Here is a 19,740-nt window from a genome sequence, read left to right as displayed (position 1 = left end):
CCGGGGGCAGGGCCCCGTCCGTCGTCGGAGCGTGCGAATTCACCCGTATGAGCAGGGAATCGGTCGAGTCGTCAGGTGGCGGCTACGCTCCGGGGATGGACACCAGGCGCCTGCTCCGAATCTTCGCCACCGGGCTCGGCACTGCCGGCCTCCTCGTCTCCGGCTGCAGCACCGGCGGTTCGGCGCCCAGCGCGTCGGCGACGGGATCGGCCGTCGCCGAGGAGCTGGAGCCGTACTACGGGCAGACGCTGCGCTGGCGGGACTGCGGCGTGGAGGGCTTCCAGTGCACCACGATGAAGGCGCCGCTGGACTACGGGAAGCCCGACGGAGGGGACGCCAGGCTGGCCGTCTCCCGCAAGAAGGCCACGGGACCGGGCAAGCGCATCGGCTCGCTCCTGGTGAATCCCGGCGGTCCCGGCGGTTCCGCCGTCGACTACCTCCAGGGGTACGCGGCCATCGGTTACCCCGCCCCCGTCCGCGCCCGGTACGACATGGTGGCGATCGACCCGCGCGGGGTCGCCCGCAGCGAACCCGTGGAGTGCCTCACCGGCAAGGAGATGGACACCTACACACAGGTGGACCAGACCCCCGACGACCGCGCGGAGGTCGAAGCGCTGAACACGTCCTTCGAGAAGTTCGCGAAGGGCTGCGAGAAGCGCTCCGGGAAGATCCTCCCGCACGTCTCCACGATCGAGACGGCACGCGACATGGACATCCTGCGCTCCCTGCTCGGTGACGAGAAGCTGCACTACGTCGGAGCGTCGTACGGCACGTTCCTCGGCGCGACCTACGCCGACCTCTTCCCCGCCCGGGTGGGCCGGCTCGTCCTGGACGGAGCGATGGACCCCTCGCTCCCCGCGATCGACATCAACCGCGATCAGACCGCCGGATTCGAGGCCGCGTTCCAGTCCTTCGCCGCGGACTGCGTGAAGCAGAAGGACTGCCCGCTCGGCACCACGTCCACCGCCGACGCGGCGACCGCCCTGAAGAAGCTCTTCGACGATCTGGACTCCGCGCCCGTGCCGACCGGCGAGACCCGGAAGCTGACCGAGTCCCTGGCGACCACGGGTGTGATCGCGGCGATGTACGACGAGGCCGCCTGGCCCCAGCTCCGCGAAGCCGTCGCCGGCGCCCGGCGTGGTGACGGTTCCGGCCTGCTGTCCCTGGCCGACAGCTACTACGAGCGCCAGCCCAACGGTGAGTACGCCAATCTGATGTTCGCCAACGCGGCCGTGAACTGCCTGGACCTGCCCCCCGCCTTCTCCGGCCCCGCAGCGGTGGAGAAGGCCCTCCCGGAGTTCGAGGAGGCCTCCCCGGTCTTCGGTAGGGGCTTCGCCTGGGCGGCCCTGAACTGCGACTCCTGGCCCGTCGAGCCCACCGGCACCCCGAACCGCACGGAGGCGGAGGGTGCCGCGCCGATCGTCGTGGTCGGCACCACGCGCGACCCCGCCACCCCGTACAAGTGGGCCGAGTCCCTGGCGGACCAGCTCTCGTCCGGCTCCCTGCTCACCTACGAGGGCGACGGACACACGGCCTACGGCCGGGGCAGCGACTGCATCGACACGGCGATCAACACCTACCTGCTGGACGGCACACCGCCCAAGGACGGCAAGAAGTGCAGCTGACCTGCGGATACGTCTTCGGAGGCGGGCGGTACGGAGCACTCCTCGAAACTGTGTAGACTTGGCGTCGCTGCTGACCGCACCATGGTGCGACAGAGCGTGCCGCCTTAGCTCAGTTGGCCAGAGCAACGCACTCGTAATGCGTAGGTCTCGGGTTCGAATCCCGAAGGCGGCTCGGAATTACCCCAGGACTCACTCGCCGTGACCTGGGGTTTTTTCATGCCCAGGGCATGTCGAACCGCGCGACGGGGATGCCGTGGAAGTGCTTGCGTGAGCGATGCGTGAGCGGAGCGGCCCAGTAGGGGCCGACCAGAGCACGCTGGCGGCGCAAACAATGCGATTCGCTGAGCGATAAAGCATCACTTTCGATCCGTCTGCCGCATCGCTGAGTATCCTCGGGCGCGCGCTTCACGCTTGATGTGTATGCCCGTGGTGAGGAGTCCTGGGACGGCGAGTGCCGCCGAGCGGAAGGGGCGCGATCGGATGCTCGAAGATCCAATCTGCAGTGCTTTGATGGGGCTCACGCAAGGCCGCAGCAGCCTAGAGTGACGAAGCTGGGCAGGTGAAACGTGGAGGGGTGAAGGTGCATTGGCGCGTTGCAATTGCGGGCAGCAGGTTGGTGAGAATGACACATTTTGTCGGGCCTGTGGTGTGCGCACATCTATGGTCGGCTCACTGTGCGGAACTCTGGCTCGGCGGGCCGAACTAACCTTCGCAGCTCTGGCTGCCGAACACCGTAGGGGCTGGCCATCGAGCGAAGTGACGCACACCGAGGAAAATCTCCGGGCCATCGATCGGGCCCATGGAGACCGGGTGGCGATCCGTCCGTTCGCGAGCGACGAGGAGCGCTCGAATGGGGCGGACTGGGAGTGGTGGTTTCATTCTGGGGCCGTGGGGTTCGGCATGCGAGTCCAAGCGAAGCGTGCCAATCGGAATGGCGGATACGACCTGCGGTATCGACCCGACGGCGACAGGTATCAGAATGATCTTCTGATCGAAGACGCCATGAAGGCAGGCTGCATCCCTGCCTACGTCTTCTACAACCACCTCAACTGGCCACAGATTCGACCAGGCAAGCCGTGGGTGGGCTGCGACCATGGCCCCTTCACCGAGGGGCAGCTGGGATGCACCATAGCGTCGGCCCTGGTTGTCAAGCAGACCCTTCGCGGAGAGCGCGTGAGCACGCGATATGTGAAGCATCGCAGTCGTCCGTGGAATCGCATCCTTTGTGATGGGAGTGAATCCCATGCGCCGAGCCTGGAAGTTGCTTACGGGAGGGTGCTGAGTCTGCACCAAACAGCTCTTGCGGAGCTTGAGGAGGAGGCAGAACTTTCGAAAGCTCCTTCAGGAGTGGCTAGGCTTCCGATCAGGTCCTCCAGCTCAAACGAGTTGGGCCGGGTTGATCGTCATCAGCACGACGGCGAGGAGGACCGCTGGTGGTCCGATCACGAGACGACGCGTATTGCAGCGCCGCTTAGTCGTACCGAACGTGCCCTTCGCGTACAGCTACGGGAGATGGCGGACCGTCCAGTGCGCCGGCTTCCTCAGCGGGTGCGAGCCATGATCCGTGGTGCTGAGGGGGAACCGGCCGATAAGCGAGTTGCAGGTGCGGTGCTAGTGAACCTTGGCCCCGCATAGACCTGATAGGTCTGTCCGGCTCCTGAGGCAGGCGGCCGTCCGGAAAAGGCTCTCACTACTGAGAGCCCTCCTTCTTGGGCTTCTTGACCTTGTCTTTCTTCTTGCGCTTGGCCTGGTTCTCCGTCTTGGCCTTCTTGGCGGCCTTCGCGGTCTTGCGCGCGGCCTTCTCGGCCTCGGTCTTGCGCTGGAGGGGGACGAGCTTCGCGGTGGCCTCGGCTGCGCTCTTGCCGACGTGGGGGAGGACGCTCTGGTAGATATCCCGCGTGATTCGGGTGTCGCTGTGCCCGAGCGTGTCCGAGACGATCTTGATGTCGATGCCAGCGGCGAGCATGAGGGTGGCCGCGCCGTGCCGCAGGTCGTGCAGGCGGATCGGCGGGAGGCCGGAGGCGGCGACGAGGCGCTCGAAGAGGTCGGTCACCTTGCCGGGGTGGAGCCAGGAGCCGTCTTCCTGTGTGAAGACGTGGCCGGTCTCGATCCAGGCTGTACCCCACTCTTCGCGGGCCTTGTCCTGCCGTTCTCGGTGGTGCTTCAGGACATCGACGGTGTCGTCGTCAAGGGCGACCACGCGGGAACCGCTGTCGGTCTTAGGATCGGACGCCTCCACTTCCCAACCGTCCTGCACGAGTTGAGAGGAGACGGTGAGGAAGTGGGTGTCGAGATTCGTCTCCGACCACGGCTGCCCGCATGCCTCGCCACGGCGCAGGCCCCGGAAGGCGATCAGGTGCCACATCGCGTACAGCCGGTCCTCGGCGACGAAGTCGAGGAAGGCACCGGTTTGCTGAGGAGTCCAGACCATCACGGGTGACGGCTTCTCGCCCGTCTGCTCCCACTTGGCGACCCGCTCATCGGTCCACACGAGCGCCTTCGGCTTGCGTACAGGGTCGATCTCGACGTGGGCGGCCGGGTTGAACGTAATGATCTGCTGCCCGATCGCGTCATTCAGGGCGGCCCGGAGGGTGGCTTTCACGTGCAGGCGCGTGGCCGGTCCGGTGACACGCCTGAAGGGCGGCATCTCGTCGATCGCGGCCTTCATGGCCTTGCGGCGGGCGCGGTTCCCGACGCCCTTCCACGGCACCGTCGCCAGGTTGTCGAGTGCGGTCCGTCGCTGGGCGTTGTCCTCCAAGATCTGGGCGTTGGCCTCACGGATGTCGGTGAACATCTCGCTGAGGTGGCTGACGCGCAGCCGGTCCAGGCGCCGGTTGCCGATGCGCGGCTTCAGATGGACGCGGATATCGGTCTCGTAGCGGTTGAGGCCGGACTTGCGTATGCGCTTGCCGGCCAGCCACCGGTCGAGCCATTCGGCGACGGTCAGGCTGCCGATGAGGTCCTGGCCGGCGTTGAGGCGCCGCTTGGTCTCCTCGACCTCGGGCAGGGGCGAGCGTTCGCGGCTGACCTCGGCCAGCATCTCGGCGATGAGTTCGGTGCCCTCGGGGTCGTCCGAATCGGCGAGCCCGAGGAGGGCGCGTACGTGGTCGAGGTCGGCCTGGGCGGCTTTGAGGCTGGCGTACCCGCCCCGGGCGAAGGAGCGGCGGCTGCCGTCCTCGCGGGGTGAGAGCTCCTGGCGTACGGAGTAGGTGCAGTGGTTCCTGCTGTTGCGCTTGGGGCAGGAGGAGCCGAGTTCCTTGCCGGTGTTCGAGTCGCGGCAGGAGCAGCGGCGGTAGGTGGAGCCCTTCAAAGATTATTCTCCTCGGTGGTGTCGGGTCCGGTGGCGGTGGATTCGATGGCGCTGATGACGTCGGGCCACAGGTGTGGGGGTGTGACGCCTTCTTCCTCGATGAAGGCGCGGACTCGGTGCAGGCGCCTGTTGGCCTTCTCAGCGGCTACGGCGGCCTGCGCCTGGGCTCTGAGGGCCTCAGCCTTTCGATCCGCGTTGTGGGCGGTTTTGGCCAGGTAGCGGGCGTGCTCCTCGTCTTGCTGCGCGCGGCGCATCTGCTCCTGGGCGGCGTGGTGGGCCCGGAAGTAGCGGAGCATGTCGTCGTCCGCGCCGAGGTCGGTCTCCTCCCCGGTGAACCTGCGCAGCGCGTCCAGCGCCGTGATGGGGTGCTGGAGCGGGAGCCGCTGTACGTCCTCGACGTAGCCGACGGGATAGAGGAGGCAGATGGGCGGGGTGTTCAGCGCCTCGGCCAGCACCATGACGTCGACCAGGGGCAGGTTAGAGCGGCGCCCGGACTCCATGTTGGCGATGACGTTGCGGGGGATCGAATGGCCGATCTCCGCGCATCTGTCGGCCAAGTCTTGTGCGCTCCAACCCAGTTCCCTCCGCCGTCTGCGGACCTCGCCGGCCACGGTGGACATGACCTGGTCCACCCACTCCGGGACGTCGTCCCCCTCGTTGGCCTTCTTCTCTTCAGGATGGGTACGGCGTTGTGTCATGAAGACACATTAGCTCGCTTAGCGTTGATTCCAAGACCTGGAGACGGGCGCGGAGGTCGCGTTCGCCGTGGGCTCAGTCATGGATGGAGTGCGCATGCGCGAGAACGAGGAAGCCGGGCGAGCGAAGGGGATGAGCCGCGGGGAACTTCTGGACCTCCCTGCAGCCATTGACCTGGAGACAGGTAACCGAGCGCTGGGGCTCGGCCGGAGCAAGGGGTACGAGCTGGCCAAGCGCGGTCAGTACCCGTGCAAGGTGCTCCGGCTCGGGAACGCCTACCGGGTGGTGACCGCAGACCTGTTGGCCCTGCTTGGGCTGGCCGCGTGAGGCGCTTGGCGCACCACAGGCCCTTTTGCGCTGAGCTGACACAGAAACGCTGGACTCCGGCACGGCGTGGACGTACTGTCCGTGGTCGCTCGCGGTACCGAAACCCCCGCGAGCAAAGGGAGAGCCTCCGGCGGTGCAACGCCGGAGGCCCCGAAACTCCCCAGCAATCCCGTGAGATCCGACCCGGCGGCAGGGGCGTGCAAGCCCGATACCGCCAGACGAGGAGCCGCCCAGTGCAACCCGAGAACCCCGACTCCTATTCCGCCTCCGCCTCCGCCCGAGCGGCCTGGCCTGCCACAGCCATCCCCGGCCAGCCCGGCGCTCACCTGCGCCCCTCCCAGGCCGACGGTGCCACGGCGGAGGCATACGACGGCCCGGCCGACGGCAGCAGCGAGCCGGACCCTGCGAAGGGCCTGGAGGCCATCCCCGACGGGGAGCCGACGCCGGGCTCGGAACTATTGGATGAACTGCGCTCCCAGATAGCCCAGTTCGTGATCCCGCCTTCTTCCGAAGCGCTGGACGCGATCACTCTGTGGGTGGCGGCGACGCAGCTCCAGCCCGCGTGGCAGCACGCGCCACGGCTGGCAGTGGTGGGTCCTGCGAAGCGGTGCGGGAAGTCGCGGCTCCTGGACGTGCTGACTGAGACGGTCCACGGGCCGATGCTCACCATCAACACCACACCAGCGGCCATCTTCCGCTCGATCAACGAAGAGGAGCCGCCGACGCTGTTGGTGGACGAGGCCGACACCATCTTCGGCCCGAAGGTCGCGGAGAAGAACGAGGAGACACGCGGCCTCCTCAATGCTGGCCATCAGCGCGGCCGGTACGTCACCCGGGTCGTCGGCAACGACCACACCCCGCACAAGTTCGCCACCTTCGCGATGGCGGCCATCGCGGGTATCGGTGATCTGCCGGACACCGTCATGGATCGATCGGTCGTCATCCGTATGCGTCGCAGGGCCGAGGGGGAGAAGGTCAAACCCTTCCGCTCGCGACGCGACATCCCGGCCCTGCACGAACTGCGCGACCGAATCCGTGCCTGGGCCCTCCCGCTACTGGAGGACGCTGCGAGCCTGGAGCCGGAGATGCCGGTCGAGGATCGAGCCGCCGACACCTGGGAGCCTCTTGTGATCGTCGCGGACCTGGCCGACGGCCGCTGGCCACGGCTCGCGCGGATCGCGTGCGCACGGATGGTCGCGGCCGAGGTGGCGGCCGAGGAGGACCACCCGAGCGGGGCGCGAATCCTCGCTGACATCCGACGGGTCTTCTTCGCGCAGCGGGAGGCGGACAGCCTCTCCACCGAAGACCTCCTGCACCACCTGAACGCGGACGCCGAAGCCCCGTGGGGAGAGCGTGGACGCTACGGCCTGACCTCCCGGCAGCTCAGCAGGATGCTGCGCGACTACGACATCCGGCCCGGCAACGTGCGCATGGCCGACCGGACTCAGCGCAAGGGCTACACGCGCAACAAGCTCCTGGACGCCTGGCGGCGCTACTGCCCGACCGTCCACCCGGTCGACGATCCTCGCGGCGAAGGCTGACCCCACATCCCTGGTTGCCGTACTTGCCGTCCCTGCCGTGATCGTGCAGGTCAGGGCACACATCAGCAAGACGGCAGTCGAAGGCAAGACGGCAGCGCACGCGCCTGAGCGCGTGCAGCCAGCATTGGGACGGCGTCCAGATCCGTCTTGCCCCGTCCCAGGCGTCCTCGCCGTATCGCCGCAGGTCACAGCCCTGCTCGCTGGGACGGCTGCCGAAGCACGTTCGTCCCAGCAGGTGCAGGCGTTCGGACACAAGCCGGGGTGGACTACGCCTCACGTCTTGTTCCGAGTCGGAACAAGACGTGAGCGCTCCCTGCCAAGACGGCACATCCGGCGCGCTGCCGTACCGCGCTGACCTGCACGTGCAACGCACAAGACGGCAAAGACGCACCTCACCACTACCCCAAGGAGATTCCCGCTTGACCGCCCCGCACCTCATCACGTCATCGCCGCATACACGAGATGACGTCCCAGCCGCAGAGCAGCGACCGAAGCATGCCGACGCAGAGCAGCTCGCGCTCGGCGCGGCCGGCGTCGTCATCGTGGCCCTGACTGCCGGAGCGTTCTGGCTGTCCTACGCGCACCTCGCCGATGTCGCAGGCCAGCACGGGCTCGGCGCATCCCCCATCCGCCGGTGGGCCTGGCCCGCCACCCTGGACGCGTTCATCGTCGCGGGTGAACTGCTCATGCTGCGCGCCGCGCTTCGGCGTACGACCGACCTCTGGGCGATCGCCGTAACCGCTACCGGATCGGTCGGCTCCATCGCGCTGAACGTCGCCGGGGTCGGCGGCACGGACAACGAACGCAGCGTCCCCCTCCTCGACTACGTGGTCGCTGCCGTCCCTCCGGCCGCCGCGATGGTCGCCTTCGGCGTGCTGATGCGACAGATCCACCAACTCGTCGTCCCGGCCGATGCCTCCTCCGGTATCGGTTCCGTAGCCGGGCGGAACCGGCCGGTCGGTGAACAGGGTGAGGGTCTATGGCAGGACGCTTCCGCCAATGATTCGCAAGTGTCTGGCGACGAGCGGACGGAATCTACGTCCCTGGTGCCAAAGGCCAAACCAGTCGGCGGCCGTCCGCCGAAGGCCACCATCGCGGAACTGGTGGACATCGGCCGAACCACCGGTCATCAGCACGGCAAACTCACGCGTGACCTGCTGCGAGCTGCCGTGAAGGATCGGAACCTGACGATCGGCAGCGCGCGGCAGACCGAAGTCATGGGATCGCTCCGGCCGGAACTCGAAGCCGCTGGCATCAAGGTCTCCGGCGGCTGACGTCTCGGGTGCTCGGGTGACCGGAACCCTTCCGGTCAGCCGAGCACCCGCCGGTCGCGCCGCGGATTTCCACACCTGTGGACAACACGCGGGCCCATGCCAGTGGGGCGCCCAGGTCAATTTCGCCGAGCCGTATCAGGAGCATCTTCCATGCAGCACAGCCAGCACCTACCTGACGACACCCCCGCTGAGCCGCCTGCCTCAGCACAGTCCCCTACGCTGCTGTCCCGCCTGCGTCGGGCATTTGGGAGGACGGCCCCGGGCGGAGCCAGTAGTACTCCGAGTCCGACTCAAGGCCGGTCTTCGGGGATCTCCGCCCCGGGGGTGGCGGAGACGGCCCAGCGCCAAGGGGCGCCTGGCCGGGAGGTCGGGACCGAGGGCAGCCCCGACCAGGAGGAGCTTTACGCCGTTCAGCAGCAGATCCTTCGCCCCGCACATGCCACTGAACCCACCGCCGGCGAACGAGCATCGCAGAGCGTGCAGCCGACGATTCGCCGCTTCACCGGCACCAAGCGGACCGTCCGTGTCGGACCCCTGCTCTTCACCGGCGACGAGCACGCCGCGCTCCAGGAGGCCGCAGCCGAGCACGGCTACAAAGGGGTATCCGGCTTCACCGCAGACGTCACCCTCGCCTTCGTCGCCGGTCGGTTCACGGCGAACCTGCCGCTGTCCGAGGACCGTCGTCGCACCCACATGTTCCGCGCCCAGGTGCTGCGTGAACTCAACCGGATCGGCGTCAACGTCAACCAGATCGCCCGAGCCCTCAACAGCGACTCCACCCCGCCCGACGTACGTCACCGTCTCGACGAGCTCCACCACCTGCTGGACCTGATCGCCCAGGCCCTGCGTGAACCCGCCGAGGCGGAGAAAGAGCAGGCCGCGTGATAGCCGCCATCAAACCGGCCGGAGCCAACACCCGCGGTCTGCTTGCCTACCTCTACGGGCCCGGCCGCCACGACGAGCACCTCGACCCGCACATCGTCGCTGGCTTCGCGATGTTCGGCATGCCCGACCCTGGACGAAACCCGGACGCCTCCCTCACCCAGCTCGCCCACCACCTCGACGAGCCGGTGCACATCCGGAACAGCGAGTTCGGGAAGAAGATCACCGACCACGTCTGGCACTGCCCCGTCCGTGCGGCCCCCGGGGACCGGCACCTCTCCGATGCCGAGTGGGCCGACATCGCCCAGCGCATCGTCGAGGCCGCCGGCATCGCCCCGCCCGGCGACGACCTCGGCTGCCGGTGGATCGCCGTGCGCCACGCGGACGACCACATCCACATTCTTGCCACCACCGTGCGCGAGGACGGGCGCCGCCCGAAGCTCCACGGCAGTGGCGTCCGCGTCGGCGACGCCTGCCGCAAGATCGAGACCGACTACAGCCTGCGCCAACTGAAGAAGGGCGACCGCACCGCCGGAAAGCGCCCCACGCAGGCCGAGATGCACAAGGCCCAGCGCCTCGGCTGGGAACAGACCAGCCGCGACTGGCTCCAGAACCGCATCCGCGCCGCCATCCCCCATGCCAGCAAAACGGAAGAACTCCTCGCCTACCTCGAAGCCGACGGCATCGCGATCAAACCCCGCCGCGGACCGTCCGGAGACCTCCTCGGCTACGCCGCCGGCCGCCCCGGAGACCTCAACAAGAACGGCGAACAGATCTTCCACCCCGGCGGAAAGATCGCCCCCGACCTCACCCTGCCCAAGCTCAAGGCCCGCCTGGAAAACACTGCACCCGAGGAACACCCCACCGCACGCCGACAGCGCCCCACCACTCCCTGGCACCACGCCACCGACGCCCTCGACACCCTTCACCAGGGCATGGCGGACGACACCTACGCCCAGGCCCACATCACGGCGCTCGGCGAACTCATCGAGGCCACCGCCCAGAGGGCGCCTGATCACTTCCGAGCCGAACTTCGAACCGCGGTAGGGACATTCGGCCGCGCCCAGCGCTCCCAGATCCGAGCCGAGGACGAGGCCGCCCACACCCTGCGCCGCGCGGCCCGCGACATCGCCCACACCGCCGTCGGCCCCGACGGCAGCGCCTTCGCCGCCTTCCTCGCCGCCCTCGTCTGGGCCACGATCGTCGCCGCCCGCTGGCACGAGGCGAAGAACCACGCCAACCAGGCCGAAGCCGCCCGTCAGGCACTGCACCATCTACACGCCGCCGCCGACCACGCCCTCGTCCCGGTCATCGACACCCTCGCCGCTCGCCAGCCGAGCGACCAGGCCAGCCGAACTCTGGCCCATGACGTCCGGGCTGCCATCCCCGACCACGCCGACCGCGTGCTCACCGACCCCGTCTGGCCGGCCCTCGCCACCGTCCTGGCTGATGCTGAAGCCGGCGGTCACAAGCCCCACCAGCTCCTCAAGGAAGCCGCTGCTCAGCGCGAACTCACGAGCGCTCGCCAGCCCGCCCGCGTCCTGATCACCCGCATCCAGCACACCAGCCACAGCTCTGCCCCCAACCCCCGCGCTGAAGCCGCCCGCCGCTGCTCGACGCTCTCAGGGATCCAGAGGCATGGCCACGGGGAACACATGGCCATGCCGGTAGGGCCGGCCGTCGTTCCGGGGGAGAGCAACCGTCGTCGGCAGCTGTAGTGGTGCACAGGGCAGAGCAGATCAGTCTTCCCTTCTGAGACATGGTGCCCACGGTGTGTGAGGGGAGGTGTATCTCCATGAGGAGACCTGCCAAGTAGCCGACTCGCGCGTGTCCGAAATAACTCGCCCTCGAATAATGTTCATGAATATTTCTCGGAAATCGCGAGCCTTAATTGTCTCGAAGGGTTTGAGGTCGATTTAATTTGGGCGCTGAGAGGTTGAGCGTGGCCTCTGGCCTGGGCTTATCTGGGTCTGCAGGTTTCTCGGGCGTTCGGGTTGACGGTTAGGTGAGGTGTGCTCTCTAATTAGGTGAGTCTTTCGATCTCGACCCCAGTTCCTAATTTGTTAAGGGGAGTCATGTCTGTTGATGGTCGCATCTCTCGATTTACAGACTTGATCCGTGAACGCCTTTCGGATATCGAATCGATCACCCTGACCCGCCGCGACCTGACGAAGACTTGGCGCGCAGTCGAGATGGCATGCCTCCTCGAGGGGTGGAAGGTCGATCCGCACGACTCGGGGGCAGCTGCACCGCTGAGCGGGGAGGAAATGATGGCGGGACTGATGAAGACGCAGCGCACGCGCCTAAGTAAGGGGAACGCGATGGAGGTCCAACTGTCTCTTGAAGATGCTGGAATCCACTGCGAGCCTGCCCTGGGGCGCCTGGGTTCCGGCGCCTCTATCGTTCGTATCTACCGGAAATGGCGTCCTGTGAATGGCGTGGCGTAAAGCTCCAGCGACCGCTGTACCGACTGGTCAAACTGGCCTAGCCGTCCGGCAAGTACGGTCCCCACAACCCCGGCGGCCGCCGACGTGCTGCCGGACCCCCAGGGCTTCGGCGTAGTCGGCCCCGGTCCGATTTATGACGCTTCGTTGGCTGCTGGACGTCCCGGAGGCAGGGCAGGCACGGATTTCCGAGATCATGGAGCCCTCTACGCCCGTGACCTACCGGGGAGATCGTGCTTGCCGACGTGCCATCGCCGATTCCGCCTGCCTGTGACCAGCTCCGCGAGCAGTCCGGCGACGGGCTCGGGGAGGTGGCGGGCAGGATGCCAAGAACGTGGCCGCCGGACTCCATCGCAATGAACGCAACGTCTGCCGCCCCTCGCGCTCCTCGGCCTCGCATGATCGCAAGCCGGACGTCATCCAGTCTTTGCCGAAGTCTTGGGTCCGACGGCTGAGGTTCATCTACTCTGTCGTCATGGCATGCAGGGTGTGCGGGCTCGATGGGCACAACAATCGCACATGTTCGGGTGAACACCCCACGTGTCCGAACTGCGGTAAGGCGACAGCCAACATGAGCGACTACTCCGAACGACACGACAGTGATTACTGCTCTCCGTTTACCTCCTCCGATTGCTGGGGTGAAGCGAGGTGACAGCGCTTGTCTGTACAGGGTGCGACGATCCCGTCGAGAACGCGACAGACTGGGACGACGAGTCTCAGATGTGCACCTCTTGTTATGAAGTCAGCGGCGGCCCCACGTACTGCTGCGGCGTTATGTACGACGATGGCGAAGATACCTGTATGAGTTGCGGCGACCCGCTTTAAGAGACCGTTGCGCTTCAACGTTGCGTCGCGGGTCTGCACGCAACGCTCGCGATTCCTGATGCCCCCTCGCGCTCCTCGGCCTCGGTTGATCAAAAACGGACGCAACGCGACTACGCCGGGCCCTGGCCGGGCATCTGCTCGGCGATCACGTACACCGGAGCCCCGATCTCGGCGAGAACGATGGCTGTGGTGAGTCCAGCCGCCCCAGCCCCGACACGGTGCTCCCTTGCTCCGGGCCGTTCAGGAAGACAGAGCCAAGTCAAGGTAGGCATGCACCGGCTCGAACAGCCCGTACGGCACGTACTCCGGGAGGTCGCCGTGGGAAACCCACGCCATCTCGGCCAGCTCCTCTGTATCGGCGACGTGAGCTGTGCCGCTCAGGATTCGGCAGGCGGTGTACGACATCAGTCGGCCCGTCTTCGGGTGCACGCGCTCGCCGAGCAGCTGGATCGCCTCCACGGTCAGCCCTGTCTCCTCCTGGGTCTCCCGTACGGCAGCGGCCTCACGTGCCTCGCCGGGCTCGACCTCGCCAGCGGGGAACTGCCAGGAGAGCTGCCCCTCGCTCACCCGGCGGCGGACCATGAGAACGCGGCCCTCGTGAACGACGATGGCGGCGGCGATGCCCGGCCGCTCGTCCGTGGTCTGCTGTGTCATGTCTGCTCCTCCCGGACAGTCAGGATGGGTGGAAGTTGGTGTCGGCGGGTCGAGTGGTGCGGCCCGCCTCGAAAGCGTTTGTTGAAGGCGCGCCAAGACCCGCCCTGGTCACGGGCTCATGCCGCAGGGGACGGCGGACGACCCACGTAACCAGGACGGGAGCTCAGCGGCGGTGCAGGAACCTGCTCGGGCCCCGGTGCTCTCCGGCCCTCCCGGTGGAGGTTGGGGCTGCCACTGCGGTGGCTGTGCCCGACTGGACGGAGTGGACCGGCCGGTCCTCACAGAGAAGGGACTGCCAGACCCGTTCCTGCAGCTCGCGGATGCACGGGCCGCAGGCGTACATCGGCGCCTGAGCGCCGGCGACCGTGGCGGGGCCAACCCACAGGACACGAGTCCACTGCTGCCCGCAGTAGAGCCAGCACATTCCGTCGACCCACTCGTTGCCGTCGTCGGTGTACGCGGGCGTGGGCAGCCCTCCGCGGGCGAATTCGATGATTCCGGGGATCACTCTGTGCTGCCAGGAGGGTTCCGTCAGCATTCGCTCGTCCGCCCCGGACTCACAGGCTCTGGGGCGTCGCGGCAGCGTCCTCGTGCTTTTCGGCGTCAGAGAACAGGAGGGTGGGTTCGGCGAGGATGTCACGGCCGGACTCGCTCTTGTAGATCTCGTCGACGCTGCCGAACCGGGCCTCGGAGTAGTCGAGATCCAGCAGGGCGGCGGCCTGACGGACCGATGTCTCATCGGGCCCTTCGATCTCCAGGAAGGTGGGGAGGTCAGGCCAGGTGTCGAAGTCGAAGGCGACTTCACCCAGGCGCCACTCCTCGCGGTAGTTCTCCTGGTACCGGACTTCCGTGAGGCCGACCTGGCGCAGGATGTCGGCCATGGCGTGCAGGTCGGACACCTCGGTCTCGATCTCCTTGGTGCCGTCGATCGTCGTAGCGTCGGTGACCTGCTTGAGCGTGAGCGTCGAGCGGGTGCCCTCGTCACGCAGCCGGATCCAGGCCCCGCCGTCCAGAGAGTCGTTCTCGAAGATCTTGCGGGTGAGGAGTGTGCGGGGGAGCGCCCGGTCGGCGCCGAGGGCGGCCAGCTTCGCCTGGAGGCCGTCGGCGTCGACGGCCAGGAACTTCGCCTCGTACTCGTGCTTCATGTGTCCTTCTCTCAGAAGTGGTCAGTGAGGGTGGACGTACGGGCTGCCATGAGCAGGCCCATGCGGTGGGTGTGGTCGTTCGGCTGGCCGACGTGGGGCCGTTCCGTGAACTCGTTCGTGCGCAGGGTGAGCAGGACTTCCCAGTCGCTGAGGAAGCGAGGGAGCAGGCGCTCGGGTGAGGTGTAGTGCTCGGTCATGTGGTGGCGTCTTTCGACGGGCATCATGAACTCCGCACCGAACACACCGCCCGGACGGACCAGGCGCTGCATGCGGTCGACGAACTCGGCGAGCGGGCGGTGGTGGTTGGCACTGTAGTGCCAGGAGCAGCTCGTCCAGACCGCCGCGCACTGCCGGCCCAGGGGGGTGTTTTCGAGGAAGTCCCCCTCAACAACCTCTACGCGTTCGTGGAGTTCTTCGAGCTTCAGTCGGTCGATCAGGCCCAGCGCGTGCGCCTGGCTGTCACCCGGGAGATGCACATCGCCCCCGTGGAGGGCGACCGCATCGCGTTCGACTGCGATGACGTGGTATCCGGCGGCGGCGAGGGGCAGGACGAACTTGCCGTCACTCGCGCCGATTACCGCGACCGTGGCGTCAGGGGCGACGCGTTCCCGCAAGGCTGCGAGGAACTGGGGGAAGAAGGTGAGGGTGTGCTCCCACAGGCTCTGTGTCTGCATGGGAGTGCGCTCCTTGTCTATCGGTGTCCATGATCACGCGCAGGACCTCGTCGGGCCCCCGCCCGGTCGTGTCGACGTGATGCATCGGGAATGAGACGTAGGCGTCCATCACTCGGTCCGAAGCGGACTCGACCAGCACGTCCCATCGCGAGGCGGGTTTGTTCCGTCCGGCGAGGCGGCGCTGTCTTTCGGCGTCTTGGCAGACCAGGTGGTACGTGACGGGTGTCGGCAGCAGGTTCGGCAGGGTGACACCGAGCCGGGCACCCAGACCTCGGTGGGTGGCGAGGCACCGGGCGAAGTAGCTCTCGACGACGACCGAGGTGCCGGCGTCGAGATGGTGCTGGATCTCCTCGGCCGCGGTGAACAGCGCGGAGAGGTAGAGGCACATCCGCGCCTCTACGTTGGTCCGTTCATCGACCGCGTGTCTGAGGGGCTGGTAGAGGGATGGGACGGTGGGGACGAGGACGGCCTGTCGGGCAGCGGCGAGCATCGGTGCCAGGGTGGACTTGCCGGTGCCGCGTAATCCCTCCAGGCTCTCGAAGCGCGGGCGCTCAGGCACGGGAGTACACCACGTCCGGTACCGCGAGAGTGAGTTCGTCGGATTCCGAGGGCTTGTGGACTATGCGTCCGGCGGCCTTCTCGTACCAGAAGGCGTGCGAGTCCTTGCCGACCGCCTTGCAGGACATGGTCAGCGCACCCCGTGGGTCGGCCTCGATGCGGTCGATCTCGCGAGGTCCGTCGGACGGCGTGCACACCTGCGGGGCGCCGTGCTCGGAGAGGTCCTCGTCGACGATCACCTCCAGGGGCAGATCGGCAGACGCGAGCTCTTCGCGGAGCCGGCCGTACGCGGAGGAGGCGGTGACCAGCAGCTCGGGGTGGTCAGCGGCGTTGCCGACCGGCCGCAGGTGGTGGAGCTTGAGTTGTCGGACCCCGAGCCGCGCCAGCACGCCGGCGAGAGTGAGGACCTCGTCGATGTTCCGCGAAGTGATGGTCATGGTGGCGCCCGTCGGAACGCCGAGGTCCCGGGCAAGGCTGAGCGAGTTCAAGGCGCTCTGGTAGCTGCCTTGCCTGCGGATGCCGTCGTTGGTCGATCCGACTCCCTCCAGCGAGACCCTGAGCATGTCCAGGTACGGAGCGATCTCGGTCAGGCGCCGCTCGATCCGGTACCCGTTGGTGCAGATCTCGACCCGCTGGCCCAGCTCCACATTGGCGTGGAGGACGACCTGCGCGAGGTGGCGGTGAACGAACGGCTCCCCACCGAGCAGGGTCACTGCCTCCGTGCCGTACTCGTCCCGCATCAGGGTGAGAAGGCTTGTCGCTTCGTCGACGGTGAACACGTCGGCGTACTGGAGCCGCTTGCCGTGGAAACAGTGCAGGCACGTGAAGTTGCAGCGGTAGAGCAGCTGCAGGTACAGCATTCGGATCTTCCTGATCCCGGTGACTTCCCCGATCACATCGGCTCCTTCGGCTGACTGCCTGTTGGGAGCCTGATAGTGGCCTTCTGCCCCGGGACCTCGGCACCGCGTTCAGGGACGGACCGAGGACGTCCTGGGACGTTTCAGCGGCCTGCGAAAGACCCCAGGATGCCGAGGAGACGCTTCGTGTCCGACAGGTCGGGCAGGACTTCGGCTGCGCCGGCAGCGGTCAGCTCCTGCGGAGCATGGATGCCGGAGGCGACCGCGAGGATCCGGGACCCCGTCGTGAGAGCCGCCTCCACATCACGAGGGGTGTCTCCGACGAGGACGGTGGGAACGTCGGCAGAAACGCCACGAAGCCGGAGCACGCGCTCGCGGGCGACAGCGACCAGATCGGGGCGGAGTTCGGCGTCCGCCCCGTATGCCCCCACTGACAGATCCAGCAGGGAATCCAGGCCGAACGCGGCAAGCTTCACTCGGGCGTTGGCGGCGATGTTGCCGGTGAGGACGGAGGAGGTCCACCCGCTCTGGGTGGAAGCGGCCTTCAACGCCTCATGGACACCGGGCAGGGCGGTCCCGCGCCTGCTCAGTTCATCCAGGCGCACTTCCCCCGCCCGGGCGAGTGCGGTCTCGACGAAGTGCCAGTCGGGTACGGGGAGCTCTTCGCGGATGAACATGTCGCTCATGATCAGTCGATCCGTACGCCCCTCAGTTCGCGCCGGCCCCGCTGGCTCGCGGCCCGAAAGGGCGGCGAAGGCGGCGGCGTAGATTTCTTTGCTCACCCCCGCGTTCTCGATGAGGGTGTGGTCGATGTCCCACAGGACGAAGAGCTCCATGCCGCCAGCGTAGACAGACTCAGGGGGCGCGTTTCAGCCGTAGCGTCCCAAAACGTTCTTGCGCGATCACGCTGTGTGGCGATTCGATTGGCTCTGTGAACGACCGACTGCGCACTGTGCTCGGCCAACGTGGCGTATCGCCCGACTCGCTGGCCGAGGTCTGCGAGGTAGACCCCAAAACCGTGAGCCGGTGGCTCGGCGGGCGCATCCCCCACGCCCGGCATCGATTCCGCGTCGCGCGACACCTGCGTGTGGAGGAGACCTTCCTGTGGCCTGAACCATCCAACAGACTCGGTCGGCCACAGGACGGCTCAGGTTCCGAGCTCGTCGGCACCCACCCGAACCGGGCCAGTGTGCCCAGGGACGTCTGGCTCACACTGCTGCGAGAGGCCCGGAAGGAGATCGCCGTCCTGGTCTTCTCCGGCACCTTCTTCGCTCAGTCCAACCCCCATGTCGCCAAGATGCTTTCCGAGCGTGCGGCAGAAGGGGTGCGGGTACGCCTGTGCTTCGGCGACCCGGACGGGCAGGCAGTCGCGCTCCGGGGCCGCGAGGAGGGAATCGGCGACACCCTCGCCGCGAAGATCCGCGCCTCACTGACGTATTACCGCCCGCTGCTCGGCGAGACAGGGTGTGCCGTGCGGCTCCACGACACCACGCTCTACACGTCCATGTTCCGTTACGACGACAACCTGCTCGTCAACCCCCACGTCTGGGGCCAACCGGCCAGCGCCAACCCTCTCTTCCACCTCAAGAGGACTGACGGCACTGGCTGGTTCGACAACTACGCTCAGAGCTTCGACGCCGTCTGGGCCGCAGCGCGGTCGTGGGCACCTGACCAGGAGAGGACTGCCGGCCATGGGCAGGACTGAGTACTACAACGACCCCACCGCCCCGAAGGCGAACACCCTCATCCCGGCGAGCAACCTGCTCGTCGTCGACGAGACCGGCGCCATACTCCTCCAGCGCCGCCGCGATACAGGCCAGTGGGCGCTTCCCGGCGGAGCCCAGGACATCGGCGAGACCGCGGCCGAATGCGCGGTGCGTGAGTGCCTGGAGGAGACCGGCATCATCGCGGAGATCACCGGCTTCCTCGGCGTCTACACCAACCCCAACCACATCGTCGCCTACACCGACGGCGAGATTCGCCAGCAGTACGAGAACAGCTACATCGGCCGCCCGGTCGGCGGAGCACCCACGATCAACGACGAGGCCGACGGCGTCCGCTACGTCCAGCCGGCCGACCTGGACCAGTACGACATCCACCCGAGCATGCGCCAGCAGATCGGGGACTACCTCGCCGGCACCTACCCCTATCTCGGGTGAGCTGCCAGGGCGGCTTCCACTCGCTCCACGGAGGCAAAGATCTCCGGTGCCGCCCGGCGGATGAACCGCCCGACCATGCTGTCGTCCCCGTAGCGGCTGCGGATCTCCGCGACCCGGTCCTGCGCGGTGGTTCGGTCGCCGTCGGGCGTGGTGGTCATGTCGCAGTACACGAGGGCGTCCACCAGCAGCGGCTCATCCAGCAAGGGGAACTCGGCCGCGAGCTCCTCCCGCAGGCCCCGCTCCTCGGCCTCCAACAGTGCGAACGAGTGGTTTGCGACCAGCCGCACCAGCCGCTCGTCGGCGCCATGCTTGTCACGAAGGAACCGGGCTCCGTCCAGCGGATGGAACCCCGTCACCGCCAGGCGAGGCGCATACCCAATGTCATGCAGCGTGGCGGCGGCTACAAGAAGGCCAGCGTCTAGGTTGAGGGCCGGGCCTACTTCGGCGGCGCGGAATGCCACTCCCTGCGTATGCGCCCACCTCCGTGGAAGTGCGTAGCCGAGCTTAGCCCTCGTGATGTGCGTCGCCCAGTCCCCGATGAGATCGCCCATGTATGGCTCCCTGCCCGGGGTGCACTCGGTCCAAGCCACCGCATTCGATGACAGCTGCACAAGGTTTCCGCCAGCGTCCCATACGCAGTGACGGTGTTAGTAGGCTGACTAGACGTGCCTCAGCGAGGCGGTGGTTCGGACCGACGTCATGGGGGATGCGTTGAAGGTCGTAAGTAACAAAGGAAGCGACCGCTTGATTGACGCGGTACGTCCGAGTT

Annotated in this window: 20 protein-coding genes and 1 tRNA gene; 11 read left to right on the top strand and 10 right to left on the bottom strand. The window is 67.1% G+C overall.

Features of this window, described 5'->3' with window-relative positions; all coding sequences use genetic code 11:
* The first annotated feature begins 95 nt into the window (after positions 1-95).
* The 3 genes from OG488_RS17265 (at position 96) to OG488_RS39275 (ending at position 3,260) form a co-directional block, all read left to right on the top strand.
* Positions 96-1,625: an alpha/beta hydrolase gene (locus tag OG488_RS17265; protein WP_329230260.1), complete on the top strand. Its 1,530-nt coding sequence runs from the start codon at positions 96-98 to the stop codon at positions 1,623-1,625.
* 98 nt (positions 1,626-1,723) lie between these two features.
* Positions 1,724-1,797 (top strand) — tRNA-Thr (locus tag OG488_RS17260).
* A gap of 488 nt (positions 1,798-2,285) precedes the next feature.
* Positions 2,286-3,260 carry a DUF6615 family protein gene (locus OG488_RS39275; RefSeq protein ID WP_443074224.1) on the top strand — a complete coding sequence of 325 codons (975 nt, stop codon included), beginning with the start codon at positions 2,286-2,288 and terminating at the stop codon, positions 3,258-3,260.
* 55 nt (positions 3,261-3,315) lie between these two features.
* Here the strand turns inward: OG488_RS39275 and OG488_RS17255 are convergent, their stop codons facing one another.
* Positions 3,316-4,935, bottom strand: coding sequence for a tyrosine-type recombinase/integrase (locus OG488_RS17255; RefSeq protein WP_329230258.1), 1,620 nt, complete (start codon positions 4,933-4,935; stop codon positions 3,316-3,318).
* Positions 4,932-5,633, bottom strand: coding sequence for a helix-turn-helix domain-containing protein (locus OG488_RS17250; protein ID WP_329230256.1), 702 nt, complete (start codon positions 5,631-5,633; stop codon positions 4,932-4,934). The genes OG488_RS17255 and OG488_RS17250 overlap by 4 nt, the downstream gene beginning before the upstream one ends.
* 94 nt (positions 5,634-5,727) lie before the next feature.
* Between OG488_RS17250 and OG488_RS17245 the strand changes: the two genes are divergently transcribed.
* The 6 genes from OG488_RS17245 (at position 5,728) to OG488_RS17220 (ending at position 12,102) form a co-directional block, all read left to right on the top strand.
* The gene (locus tag OG488_RS17245; protein ID WP_329230254.1) at positions 5,728-5,958 is read left to right on the top strand and encodes a hypothetical protein; all 231 of its coding nucleotides are present in this window, start codon (positions 5,728-5,730) and stop codon (positions 5,956-5,958) included.
* A 233-nt stretch (positions 5,959-6,191) separates the two neighbouring features.
* On the top strand, positions 6,192-7,499 hold the full coding sequence (locus OG488_RS17240; protein ID WP_329230252.1) for a DUF3631 domain-containing protein: 1,308 nt from the start codon (positions 6,192-6,194) through the stop codon (positions 7,497-7,499).
* Positions 7,500-7,918: 419 nt separating this feature from the next.
* Positions 7,919-8,773 carry a DUF2637 domain-containing protein gene (locus OG488_RS17235; protein ID WP_329230250.1) on the top strand — a complete coding sequence of 285 codons (855 nt, stop codon included), beginning with the start codon at positions 7,919-7,921 and terminating at the stop codon, positions 8,771-8,773.
* 477 nt (positions 8,774-9,250) lie between these two features.
* Complete coding sequence (locus OG488_RS17230) at positions 9,251-9,658, top strand: MobC family plasmid mobilization relaxosome protein (protein ID WP_329230248.1); 408 nt, start codon at positions 9,251-9,253, stop codon at positions 9,656-9,658.
* A complete protein-coding gene (locus tag OG488_RS17225) occupies positions 9,655-11,373 on the top strand; it encodes a relaxase/mobilization nuclease domain-containing protein (RefSeq protein ID WP_329230247.1) in 1,719 nt (572 codons plus the stop codon). The genes OG488_RS17230 and OG488_RS17225 overlap by 4 nt, the downstream gene beginning before the upstream one ends.
* A 357-nt stretch (positions 11,374-11,730) precedes the next feature.
* Positions 11,731-12,102: a hypothetical protein gene (locus tag OG488_RS17220; protein ID WP_329230246.1), complete on the top strand. Its 372-nt coding sequence runs from the start codon at positions 11,731-11,733 to the stop codon at positions 12,100-12,102.
* A gap of 1,062 nt (positions 12,103-13,164) precedes the next feature.
* Here the strand turns inward: OG488_RS17220 and OG488_RS17215 are convergent.
* From OG488_RS17215 to OG488_RS17185, 7 genes are all read right to left on the bottom strand, one after another.
* Positions 13,165-13,578, bottom strand: a complete 414-nt coding sequence (locus OG488_RS17215; protein ID WP_329230245.1) for an NUDIX hydrolase — start codon at positions 13,576-13,578, stop codon at positions 13,165-13,167.
* Between the two features lie 163 nt (positions 13,579-13,741).
* Positions 13,742-14,116, bottom strand: coding sequence for a hypothetical protein (locus OG488_RS17210; protein ID WP_329230244.1), 375 nt, complete (start codon positions 14,114-14,116; stop codon positions 13,742-13,744).
* Positions 14,117-14,135: 19 nt separating this feature from the next.
* Complete coding sequence (locus tag OG488_RS17205; RefSeq protein WP_329230243.1) at positions 14,136-14,723, bottom strand: class IV adenylate cyclase; 588 nt, start codon at positions 14,721-14,723, stop codon at positions 14,136-14,138.
* Between the two features lie 11 nt (positions 14,724-14,734).
* Positions 14,735-15,397, bottom strand: coding sequence for a class I SAM-dependent methyltransferase (locus OG488_RS17200; RefSeq protein ID WP_329230242.1), 663 nt, complete (start codon positions 15,395-15,397; stop codon positions 14,735-14,737).
* Entirely contained in the window at positions 15,315-15,956 is a 642-nt protein-coding gene (locus OG488_RS17195; RefSeq protein WP_329230240.1) for an AAA family ATPase, read from the bottom strand. Before OG488_RS17195 ends, OG488_RS17200 begins: the two co-directional genes overlap by 83 nt.
* Positions 15,949-16,851: a radical SAM protein gene (locus OG488_RS17190; RefSeq protein ID WP_329230239.1), complete on the bottom strand. Its 903-nt coding sequence runs from the start codon at positions 16,849-16,851 to the stop codon at positions 15,949-15,951. The genes OG488_RS17195 and OG488_RS17190 overlap by 8 nt, the downstream gene beginning before the upstream one ends.
* Positions 16,852-16,955: 104 nt before the next feature.
* A complete protein-coding gene (locus OG488_RS17185; protein ID WP_329230237.1) occupies positions 16,956-17,648 on the bottom strand; it encodes an HAD family hydrolase in 693 nt (230 codons plus the stop codon).
* Between the two features lie 95 nt (positions 17,649-17,743).
* On the opposite strand from OG488_RS17185, the gene OG488_RS17180 reads away from it, so the two are divergent.
* Positions 17,744-18,517: a helix-turn-helix transcriptional regulator gene (locus tag OG488_RS17180; protein WP_329230235.1), complete on the top strand. Its 774-nt coding sequence runs from the start codon at positions 17,744-17,746 to the stop codon at positions 18,515-18,517.
* The gene (locus OG488_RS17175) at positions 18,504-18,971 is read left to right on the top strand and encodes an NUDIX hydrolase (protein WP_329230233.1); all 468 of its coding nucleotides are present in this window, start codon (positions 18,504-18,506) and stop codon (positions 18,969-18,971) included. Before OG488_RS17180 ends, OG488_RS17175 begins: the two co-directional genes overlap by 14 nt.
* On the opposite strand, the gene OG488_RS17170 is transcribed toward OG488_RS17175, so the two are convergent.
* Positions 18,959-19,522, bottom strand: coding sequence for an HD domain-containing protein (locus OG488_RS17170; RefSeq protein ID WP_329230230.1), 564 nt, complete (start codon positions 19,520-19,522; stop codon positions 18,959-18,961). The genes OG488_RS17175 and OG488_RS17170 overlap by 13 nt on opposite strands.
* Between the last annotated feature and the right edge of the window lie 218 nt (positions 19,523-19,740).

Origin of the sequence: Streptomyces sp. NBC_01460, assembly GCF_036227405.1 — a bacterium.
In the GTDB taxonomy this organism is placed as follows: Bacteria; Actinomycetota; Actinomycetes; order Streptomycetales; family Streptomycetaceae; genus Streptomyces.
The sequence above is the reverse complement of the archived record's forward strand: the minus strand, read 5'-3'. Positions and strand labels throughout refer to the sequence as shown.

What these genes read in the sequence shown, in the direction of transcription:
- OG488_RS17265 (WP_329230260.1), top strand. Translation starts at nt 96, where the DNA reads ATGGACACCAGGCGCCTGCTCCGAATCTTCGCCACCGGGCTCGGCACT.
- OG488_RS39275 (WP_443074224.1), top strand. Translation starts at nt 2,286, where the DNA reads ATGGTCGGCTCACTGTGCGGAACTCTGGCTCGGCGGGCCGAACTAACC.
- OG488_RS17250 (WP_329230256.1), bottom strand. Translation starts at nt 5,633, where the DNA reads ATGACACAACGCCGTACCCATCCTGAAGAGAAGAAGGCCAACGAGGGG.
- OG488_RS17245 (WP_329230254.1), top strand. Translation starts at nt 5,728, where the DNA reads ATGCGCGAGAACGAGGAAGCCGGGCGAGCGAAGGGGATGAGCCGCGGG.
- OG488_RS17220 (WP_329230246.1), top strand. Translation starts at nt 11,731, where the DNA reads ATGTCTGTTGATGGTCGCATCTCTCGATTTACAGACTTGATCCGTGAA.
- OG488_RS17215 (WP_329230245.1), bottom strand. Translation starts at nt 13,578, where the DNA reads ATGACACAGCAGACCACGGACGAGCGGCCGGGCATCGCCGCCGCCATC.
- OG488_RS17210 (WP_329230244.1), bottom strand. Translation starts at nt 14,116, where the DNA reads ATGCTGACGGAACCCTCCTGGCAGCACAGAGTGATCCCCGGAATCATC.
- OG488_RS17205 (WP_329230243.1), bottom strand. Translation starts at nt 14,723, where the DNA reads ATGAAGCACGAGTACGAGGCGAAGTTCCTGGCCGTCGACGCCGACGGC.
- OG488_RS17200 (WP_329230242.1), bottom strand. Translation starts at nt 15,397, where the DNA reads ATGCAGACACAGAGCCTGTGGGAGCACACCCTCACCTTCTTCCCCCAG.
- OG488_RS17185 (WP_329230237.1), bottom strand. Translation starts at nt 17,648, where the DNA reads ATGGAGCTCTTCGTCCTGTGGGACATCGACCACACCCTCATCGAGAAC.
- OG488_RS17175 (WP_329230233.1), top strand. Translation starts at nt 18,504, where the DNA reads ATGGGCAGGACTGAGTACTACAACGACCCCACCGCCCCGAAGGCGAAC.
- OG488_RS17170 (WP_329230230.1), bottom strand. Translation starts at nt 19,522, where the DNA reads ATGGGCGATCTCATCGGGGACTGGGCGACGCACATCACGAGGGCTAAG.